The sequence below is a fragment of the Pseudomonas sp. G(2018) genome (assembly GCF_005502415.1).
GTDB lineage: Bacteria > Pseudomonadota > Gammaproteobacteria > Pseudomonadales > Pseudomonadaceae > Aquipseudomonas.
Genome location: NZ_SCOO01000044.1, coordinates 37,257 through 45,985 on the forward strand (window position 1 = coordinate 37,257; position 8,729 = coordinate 45,985).

6 protein-coding genes and 4 tRNA genes are annotated in these 8,729 nt (G+C 55.8%); 8 read left to right on the forward strand and 2 right to left on the reverse strand.

What is annotated here, in order from left to right:
• Nucleotides 1-60: 60 nt before the first annotated feature.
• The 6 genes from alaS to FFS64_RS27970 all read left to right on the forward strand — a co-directional run bounded on the left by alaS (nt 61) and on the right by FFS64_RS27970 (nt 4,879).
• The gene (alaS, locus tag FFS64_RS27945; RefSeq protein WP_137808004.1) at nt 61-2,685 is read left to right on the forward strand and encodes an alanine--tRNA ligase; all 2,625 of its coding nucleotides are present in this window, start codon (nt 61-63) and stop codon (nt 2,683-2,685) included.
• Nucleotides 2,686-2,776: 91 nt separating this feature from the next.
• Nucleotides 2,777-4,018 carry an aspartate kinase gene (locus tag FFS64_RS27950; protein ID WP_137808005.1) on the forward strand — a complete coding sequence of 414 codons (1,242 nt, stop codon included), beginning with the start codon at nt 2,777-2,779 and terminating at the stop codon, nt 4,016-4,018.
• Between the two features lie 186 nt (nt 4,019-4,204).
• Nucleotides 4,205-4,393 (forward strand): carbon storage regulator CsrA, encoded by a 189-nt coding sequence (csrA, locus tag FFS64_RS27955; protein ID WP_002554426.1) that lies wholly within the window; start codon nt 4,205-4,207, stop codon nt 4,391-4,393.
• Nucleotides 4,394-4,455: 62 nt separating this feature from the next.
• Nucleotides 4,456-4,546 (forward strand) — tRNA-Ser (locus tag FFS64_RS27960).
• Between the two features lie 108 nt (nt 4,547-4,654).
• Nucleotides 4,655-4,731, forward strand: a tRNA-Arg gene (locus FFS64_RS27965).
• A 71-nt stretch (nt 4,732-4,802) separates the two neighbouring features.
• A tRNA-Arg gene (locus FFS64_RS27970) sits at nt 4,803-4,879 on the forward strand.
• Nucleotides 4,880-4,898: 19 nt separating this feature from the next.
• On the opposite strand, the gene FFS64_RS27975 is transcribed toward FFS64_RS27970, so the two are convergent.
• Nucleotides 4,899-5,417, reverse strand: a complete 519-nt coding sequence (locus tag FFS64_RS27975) for an outer membrane protein assembly factor BamE (protein WP_137808006.1) — start codon at nt 5,415-5,417, stop codon at nt 4,899-4,901.
• 319 nt (nt 5,418-5,736) lie between these two features.
• Here FFS64_RS27975 and mgtE point away from each other — a divergent pair, with 319 nt between their 5' ends.
• Nucleotides 5,737-7,179 (forward strand): magnesium transporter, encoded by a 1,443-nt coding sequence (mgtE, locus tag FFS64_RS27980; RefSeq protein ID WP_137808007.1) that lies wholly within the window; start codon nt 5,737-5,739, stop codon nt 7,177-7,179.
• Nucleotides 7,180-7,281: 102 nt separating this feature from the next.
• On the opposite strand, the gene FFS64_RS27985 is transcribed toward mgtE, so the two are convergent.
• On the reverse strand, nt 7,282-7,608 hold the full coding sequence (locus FFS64_RS27985) for an Arc family DNA-binding protein (RefSeq protein WP_003178899.1): 327 nt from the start codon (nt 7,606-7,608) through the stop codon (nt 7,282-7,284).
• A 633-nt stretch (nt 7,609-8,241) separates the two neighbouring features.
• Here FFS64_RS27985 and FFS64_RS27990 point away from each other — a divergent pair.
• Nucleotides 8,242-8,318, forward strand: a tRNA-Arg gene (locus tag FFS64_RS27990).
• The last annotated feature ends 411 nt before the right edge of the window (nt 8,319-8,729 follow it).

The following is an 8,729-nucleotide window of genomic DNA, read 5'->3' on the forward strand; positions in this document are numbered from 1 at the left end:
TCGTTTCGTCTGTTGACGTTTCGAACAGGCCTTTGGCCGCAGCCTCCGTGGAAGAACCTAATGAAAAGCGCAGAAATCCGTGAAGCCTTCCTTCGCTTCTTCGAAGAGCAAGGCCACACCCGTGTAGCCTCCAGCTCTTTGATTCCGGGCAACGACCCAACCCTGCTGTTCACCAACGCGGGGATGAACCAGTTCAAGGACTGCTTCCTGGGCCAGGAAAAGCGCGCGTACACCCGCGCCGTCAGCAGCCAGAAATGCGTGCGCGCCGGCGGCAAGCACAACGACCTGGAAAACGTCGGTTATACCGCCCGTCACCACACCTTCTTCGAAATGCTGGGTAACTTCAGCTTCGGTGATTACTTCAAGCGTGATGCAATCACCTACGCCTGGAACTTCCTGACCTCCGAGAAGTGGCTGAACCTGCCGAAGGAAAAGCTCTGGGTCACCGTCTACGCCAGCGATGACGAGGCGTATGACATCTGGACCAAGGAAATCGGCGTTCCGGCCGAGCGCATGGTTCGCATCGGCGACAACAAGGGGGCGCCGTACGCTTCCGACAACTTCTGGACCATGGGCGATACCGGCCCGTGCGGTCCTTGCACCGAGATTTTCTACGATCACGGCGCCGACATCTGGGGTGGTCCACCAGGCTCGCCGGAAGAAGACGGCGACCGTTACATCGAAATCTGGAACAACGTGTTCATGCAGTTCAACCGCACCGCCGACGGCGTGTTGCACCCGCTGCCAGCACCGTCGGTGGATACCGGCATGGGCCTGGAGCGGATCAGTGCCGTGCTGCAGCACGTTCACTCGAACTATGAAATCGACCTGTTCCAGAGCCTGCTGAACGCATCGGCCAAGGCCATCGGTTGCACCAATGACGCCCAGGCTTCCCTGAAAGTCGTGGCTGACCACATTCGTTCCTGCGGTTTCCTGATTGCCGACGGCGTGCTGCCGTCCAATGAAGGCCGTGGCTACGTGCTGCGCCGGATCATTCGTCGCGCTTGCCGTCATGGCAACAAGCTGGGCGCCAAGGGCAGCTTCTTCTACCAGATCGTCGCGGCATTGGTTGCCGAGATGGGCGAAGCCTTCCCTGAGCTGAAATCCCAGCAGGCACACATCGAACGTGTACTGAAAGCTGAAGAAGAGCAATTCGCCAAGACCCTGGAACAGGGCCTGAAAATCCTCGAGCAGGATCTGGCCGAACTCAAAGGCGACGTGGTGCCGGGCGATGTCGTGTTCAAGCTCTACGACACCTACGGTTTCCCGATGGACCTGACCGGCGACATCGCCCGTGAGCGCAGCCTGACCATCGACGAAGCAGGTTTTGAACGCGAAATGGAAGCCCAGCGCGTCCGTGCACGTTCCGCCAGTTCCTTCGGCATGGACTACAACAGCCTGGTCAAGGTCGACGTCGACACCGAGTTCACCGGTTACACCGCTCACAGCGGTTCCGCCAAAATAGTTGCTCTCTATAAAGACGGGCAATCGGTCGACGTACTGAGCGAAGGCGAAGAGGGTGTGGTCGTGCTCAATCAGACGCCGTTCTATGCGGAGTCCGGTGGTCAGATTGGTGATTGCGGCTTCCTCCAGGCTGGCGCTTCGCGTTTCGACGTGCGTGACACCACCAAGACCGGCGGTGCGTTCCTGCATCACGGTGTACTGGATTCGGGCAGCCTGATCGTAGGTACTCCGGTCGAGACTCATGTCGATGCCGAAGTGCGCCACGCCACGTCGCTGAACCACTCGGCCACTCACTTGCTGCACGCCGCATTGCGTCAGGTGCTGGGCGATCACGTTCAGCAGAAAGGCTCGCTGGTCGACAGTCAGCGCCTGCGCTTCGACTTCAGCCACTTCGAAGCCATCAAGCCTGAACAACTGAAAGCGCTGGAAGACATCGTCAACGCCGAGATTCGCAAGAACTCCGAAGTTGAAACCGAAGAAACCGATATCGAAACCGCCAAGCAGAAAGGCGCCATGGCGCTGTTCGGCGAGAAGTACGGGGACAACGTGCGCGTGCTGAGCATGGGTGGCGACTTCTCCGTCGAACTGTGTGGCGGTATCCACGCCAACCGTACCGGCGACATCGGCCTGCTGAAAATCATCAGCGAAGGCGGTGTGGCGTCGGGTGTGCGTCGTATCGAGGCAGTCACCGGTGCTGCGGCACTGGCCTACTTGAATGCGGCGGAAGAGCAACTCAAGGAAGCGGCCAGCCTGGTCAAGGGCAGCCGCGACAACCTGATCGACAAGCTGTCGGTTTTGCTGGAGCGCAACCGTCTGCTGGAGAAGCAACTCGAGCAGTTGCAAGCCAAGGCGGCCAGCGCGGCCGGCGACGATCTGTCGGCGCAAGCGCAGGACGTCAAGGGTGTGAAAGTGCTGGCCGTGCGTCTGGACGGCCAGGACGGCAAGGCGCTGCTGGCGCTGGTCGATCAGCTGAAAAACAAACTCGGTCGCGCAGTGATCCTGCTCGGCAGTGTCCATGAGGAAAAGGTCGTTCTGGTTGCAGGCGTAACCAAAGACCTGACTGGCCAACTCAAAGCCGGTGATTTGATGAAGCAAGCCGCTGCGGCAGTGGGCGGGAAGGGTGGTGGTCGTCCAGACATGGCGCAGGGCGGCGGTACCGACGCCGGCGCACTGGATGCAGCACTGGCGCTGACCGTTCCATTTGTAGAGCAGGGTTTATAAGGCAGGGTGTCCGGCCCGCAGTCTAGTGGCGGGCCGGTACGCTGTTTGAGTGATTATTTGGGCGCCCTTCATGGGCAGAGGCGGCTTTGAAATGGCTTTGATCGTACAGAAATTTGGAGGCACCTCGGTCGGCACTGTCGAGAGAATCGAGCAGGTCGCCGACAAGGTTAAGAAATTCCGCGATGCCGGCGATGACCTGGTGGTTGTGCTGTCTGCAATGAGCGGCGAAACCAACCGTCTGATCGATCTGGCCAAGCAAATCAGTGGCGACGGCCAGCCGGTTCCTCGTGAGCTGGATGTGATCGTGTCCACCGGTGAGCAGGTGACGATTGCCCTGTTGGCCATGGCGCTGATGAAGCGTGGTGTGCCCGCGGTGTCCTACACCGGCAATCAGGTACGGATTCTGACGGATAGCGCGCACAATAAAGCGCGTATCTTGCAGATTGATGACCAGAAGATTCGCGGCGACCTGAAGGCCGGTCGCGTGGTGGTTGTCGCCGGTTTCCAGGGCGTCGACGAACACGGCAACATCACCACGCTCGGTCGTGGCGGTTCCGACACCACCGGCGTAGCCCTGGCGGCAGCCTTGAAGGCTGACGAGTGTCAGATCTACACCGACGTCGACGGTGTCTACACCACCGACCCGCGCGTGGTGTCCGTGGCTCAACGCCTGGACAAGATCACCTTCGAAGAGATGCTGGAAATGGCCAGCCTCGGTTCCAAGGTTTTGCAGATCCGTGCGGTGGAATTCGCCGGCAAGTACAACGTTCCGCTGCGCGTATTGCACAGCTTCAAGGAGGGTCCGGGCACCCTCATTACTATTGATGAAGAGGAAACCATGGAACAGCCGATCATTTCCGGCATCGCTTTCAATCGCGATGAAGCCAAGCTGACCATCCGTGGCGTGCCAGACACCCCGGGCGTTGCGTTCAAGATTCTCGGCCCTATCAGCGCCGCGAACATCGAAGTCGACATGATCGTGCAGAATGTCGCGCACGATAACACCACCGACTTCACCTTCACGGTGCACCGCAATGACTATCAGGCGGCACAAGGCGTGCTGGAAAACACCGCTCGTGAGATCGGTGCTCGTGAAGTCGTTGGCGACACCAAGATCGCCAAGGTGTCGATCGTCGGCGTAGGCATGCGCTCTCACGCAGGCGTAGCCAGCCGCATGTTCGAATCCCTGGCCAAGGAAAGCATCAACATCCAGATGATCTCGACTTCGGAAATCAAGGTTTCCGTCGTGATCGAAGAGAAGTACCTGGAACTGGCTGTGCGCGCCCTGCACACGGCTTTCGATCTGGACGCACCGGCCCGCCAGGGCGAGTGATGCGTTCACCAAAGGGCGCGGTCTGACCGCGCCCTTTGTTTTTTTGAATGGCGTGACCCCGAGGCTGTTCTTTTGCTCGCGCTAGTCAATACTCAGGCATGTAGGCCGCGACCGCTTTGGTTGTAGGTCGAGTGCCTTTTTTTTGCAGACTGTTGTCCCTGAAATGTAAGGCGTGAGGAGAAAGGTATGTTGATTCTGACTCGTCGGTGCGCAGAAAGCCTGATTATTGGTGATGGCGAAATCACCGTGACCGTGCTCGGCGTCAAAGGAAATCAGGTGCGTATTGGTGTGAACGCGCCTAAAGAGGTGGCTGTCCACCGTGAGGAAATTTACCTGCGCATCAAGAAAGAGAAGGACGAAGAACCAAGCCATTAATTTTTATCGTTTTTTATGTTTGCAAACGGGGAAGAAGCTGGTTAATATACGCCCCGTGTTGCGGAGAGCTGGCCGAGTGGCCGAAGGCGCTCCCCTGCTAAGGGAGTACACCTCACAAGGGTGTCGGGGGTTCGAATCCCCCGTTCTCCGCCATTATTTGCGTAGTACGTTGTAATCTGGCTTCTTCGGTAAGTTGTTGAAATTACTAGAAAAAAGCGCTTTACAAACAGATTGAACGGCCTATAATGCGCGGCAACAAATGCACTCGTAGCTCAGCTGGATAGAGTACTCGGCTACGAACCGAGCGGTCACAGGTTCGAATCCTGTCGAGTGCACCATTTAAGAGTTGTTTGCAGTAATGTGAGCTACTCTGTTTCAACCAGTTGTGGTCTGGTTTAAAAACACAAATGCACTCGTAGCTCAGCTGGATAGAGTACTCGGCTACGAACCGAGCGGTCACAGGTTCGAATCCTGTCGAGTGCACCATACAACAGAAAGCCCGCATTTAATGCGGGCTTTTTGCCGTCTGGGATTTGGCTTTTCCTTTCGTACATCCTTTCTCATCGAATTCAATGTTCGCGCCACGACCTCGTTTGGTTTCGTAGTGATAGCGTGTGTTCGAGTTCCGAATGCTGATCTTGTCTGGCTTGCCGAGAGCGCTTTCGACGTCTTGCTGAGTCATCCCCGCGATAATCCGCTGGTTGATGATTGCCTCGCGCCGCTCGTTCGCGCTGATCGGATTTCCGCATTTGTCTTCTGGTTTGCCGACGACAGTTGGAGCTCTTCTTTGGGTTTTCGTGCCGGGTGTATCGCCTCGCTCGGCTTCAGGCATTAGAGCTGTCACTGCGCCAGCTGGTGTGAGCGTGCGGATATCCTGGAGCGAAAAGCTTTCGCCTGCTGTGCAACTCTGCGTGGTAAAGGTGATGTGCCCGTTGTTCGCCTCGCATCGGTGAATGGTCGTGGCAAGTGCCCAGGGTGGGTAGAGCAGGGTGATGAGTAAATAATAATGTGCGCTCTGTGGCATCGGGCGTCCTCCATGACGTTGTTCTCAAGCGTAGTCGCCACATTTTTTTGCTGCGGTGTGTTTTCTTTTCAGGATAAGTCGTCGCAGTTTCAAGGATCAGGATGGCGCTCAGGTTTGCATTGCAAGCGCTTGTTTCAGCCGCGATTTTTTAACATTTAAAGCCGTCAGGCGGTGTATCATTGCGCCCGTCAGCCCCGCCGGGGCTTGTGGAATACCTCCATGGACTTACCCAGTAGCTACTCAGTAAAACGTTTTTCCAATCATGAATTGACTGATTGATCCTTCCGGCGTGTTCCACTGCTGGGAGTGGAGTTCGCCTATGTCTGAAGTTGAAGTAAAGAAAACACAGGAAAGCTTGCAGGACCGCCTCGCTCAGGTTATTGAGCTGTTGCAGCGTCAGCGAGTGGTTGAAGACCTGACTCATCGCCAGGAAGGCCCGCATCACGATCGGGTCGAAAACCTGGTTCACCGTCAGAACCTCGTCGAATTGCAGCGCAAGCTCGATGACCTGCACTCCGCCGACGTCGCCTATATCCTTGAAGCCTTGCCGCTGGACGATCGTCTGACGCTCTGGCAATTGGTCAAGGCTGATCGCGACGGCGACATTCTTCTCGAAGTATCCGACTCGGTCCGCGAAACCCTGATCGCCGACATGGACGATCATGAGCTCCTGGCTGCAGCCAAGGACATGGATGCCGACGAACTTGCTGACCTGGCTTCCGAGCTGCCGCGAGATGTCGTCCACGAGTTGATGGAAACCCTCGATGCCCAGCAGCGCGAGCGCGTACGGTCTGCGTTGTCCTATGACGAGGAGCAGGTCGGTGCATTGATGGACTTCGAGATGGTGACCATCCGCGAGGATGTCAGTCTCGAAGTGGTTCTACGTTACCTGCGGCGTCTCAAGGAGCTGCCAGGTCATACGGACAAGCTGTTCGTAGTCGACTATGACGGCGTCCTCAAGGGCGTACTCCCGATCAAACGTTTGCTGGTCAACGATCCGGAAAAACAGGTTTCTGAAGTCATGGCCAGTGACCCGGTGAGTTTTCATCCGGACGAAGAAGCCTACGATGCCGCCCAGGCGTTTGAGCGTTACGACCTGATTTCCGCACCTGTGGTCGATAAAAACGGCAAGCTGATTGGTCGTTTGACTATCGATGAGATGGTCGACCTGATTCGTGAAGAGAGCGAAAACGAAGTTCTCAACATGGCGGGTCTGCGTGAAGAAGAAGATATTTTTGCATCGGTCTGGAAGTCGTTGCGCAACCGTTGGGCCTGGTTGGCGGTGAACTTGATCACTGCATTCGTCGCATCTCGGGTGATTGGCCTGTTTGAAGGTTCCATCGAAAAGCTCGTGGCGCTTGCCGCGCTGATGCCGATCGTTGCGGGCATTGGTGGCAATTCCGGTAACCAGACTATCACCATGATCGTTCGGGCCATGGCGCTGGACCAGGTAAGCACCGGTAATACGTCGCGACTCATGCGTAAGGAGTTGGCGGTAGCGCTGATCAATGGTGTGATCTGGGGTGGTGTGATCGGGGTTGTTGCTTACCTGCTTTATGGCAGCTGGTCTTTGGGGGTGGTGATGACTGCTGCCATGACGCTCAACTTGTTGCTTGCTGCGTTGATGGGCGTTTTGATTCCGATGACGCTCGCGCGGCTTGGGCGCGACCCGGCAATGGGGGCCAGTGTAATGATCACGGCCATGACAGATAGTGGTGGGTTCTTCATTTTCCTCGGGCTGGCCACGATCTTCCTGCTCTGAGTTTTATTGCAGTCAAGCCCGCTACTCAGCGGGCTTTTTTTTGCCTGAATTACAGGCAAAAAAAAAGCCAGCGATCAGGCTGGCTTGAGCTTTCAATGTGAGTCAGGAGGCGTCAGCGGCCATCTCGGCATCATGGGCAATGAGTGAGACGAGTGCGTTTTGCTGGCGGTGGGAGAGTTGACGGAAGCGTTGCAGCAATTCGCGTTCGTGCAATGAAAGCTCTGGGCTGTCCAGGCGCATGCTTAGTTCTTCGCCCAGCGCACCTTCCTGAATAAGGCTCTGCTCAAGGCGTGCGATGATTTCGGAATTCATGCTGCGGTGATGATTGCGAGCCACCTCGGCAATGCGTTCACGCATTCCGTCTGGCAGACGTACGACGAACTTGTCAGCCGTACGGCTGGAATAAATTGCCTGTTTCAATGGGCGCATATATTTAACCGGTTAGTTCAGGGGAGCGGTTCTCGGGATTGGCCGCAGGATGTCTGATACGACAAGCGCTATGGCCAAATGTTCAACCTGAATTGATAGAGGCGCGCATCATGCCTCAAACTTGCCAGATCATTGGCGTCAATTCTGTGACAAATATTGAACTGGGTAAAGGCGTTATGCCAGCACCAATTATCAGAAATGCGGACTGGTTTGGAAAGCTGTCCAGGTCCGTATTGCCGGTTGCGTCCTCTGCCTGACAGTCGACGTCAAGATCTCTGACGGGTGTGTCATACGAATCGATCACTGTTCCTTGCCCTTTACAGGATAGTGGCAAATGGCCGATTTACTAGAGGTGGATGGGCGGCGAGAACTATTTAGGATGGATGGCAGGGGATTTTGTCATTGAGGGCTGCCGGATCTCGCGTGGAGGGGGTGTCGAATGGTGTCCGTCTGGCGTTTCTGTCGGTGTGAGGAAGATGTCATGAGTCGCCTATTGGTTTTGCTCGGGAAAACTTCGCCGCTATCTGGAGCATCCTCCTACACTTAAAAAGCCCACGGACGACATGACAAAGATGGGCTTGCCCGTTAACATGCACGACGTCTATCGCTCTGCGATTCTCGCGGGCAATTTGTGTCTCAGTAGCTCAATTGGATAGAGCATCCCCCTCCTAAGGGGAAGGTTGGCAGTTCGAACCTGCCCTGGGACACCACCTTTTCATAATTCTCCAGTCTCTCTTTCCTCGCATTCATTGGCAGTGGCTATGTGCTTACTGTTCGGATGTGACTCCTTCTGTATAGAAGAAGCGATGCTTCCCGCTTTTTGCGCCTTATTAATAGAAAACCAAATCAGTGCTTGACGTCAGATCTCAGGTGTCTATAATTCGCCCCACTTCCGGCGCAGTCGAAACGGAAAACTCCTTGGTAAACAATGAGTTACGCGGTTTTCGACAGCGGGTTGCTTCAGGTCATCGAAGCCGAAAGGGAGTTGAAAAAGAGGTGTTGACAGCGGCGAGTAACGCTGTAGAATTCGCCTCCCGCTGACGAGAGATCGAAAGCGCAAGTGGTTGAAGTTGTTAAGGAAATCCTTGAAAGCTTCGAAAAATAATCACTTGACAGCAAAT

Bases quoted from the DNA above. Each gene is read 5' to 3' on its own strand.
- csrA (WP_002554426.1), top strand. From the start codon at position 4,205: ATGTTGATTCTGACTCGTCGGTGCGCAGAAAGCCTGATTATTGGTGAT.
- mgtE (WP_137808007.1), top strand. From the start codon at position 5,737: ATGTCTGAAGTTGAAGTAAAGAAAACACAGGAAAGCTTGCAGGACCGC.
- alaS (WP_137808004.1), top strand. From the start codon at position 61: ATGAAAAGCGCAGAAATCCGTGAAGCCTTCCTTCGCTTCTTCGAAGAG.
- FFS64_RS27950 (WP_137808005.1), top strand. From the start codon at position 2,777: ATGGCTTTGATCGTACAGAAATTTGGAGGCACCTCGGTCGGCACTGTC.
- FFS64_RS27985 (WP_003178899.1), bottom strand. From the start codon at position 7,608: ATGCGCCCATTGAAACAGGCAATTTATTCCAGCCGTACGGCTGACAAG.
- FFS64_RS27975 (WP_137808006.1), bottom strand. From the start codon at position 5,417: ATGCCACAGAGCGCACATTATTATTTACTCATCACCCTGCTCTACCCA.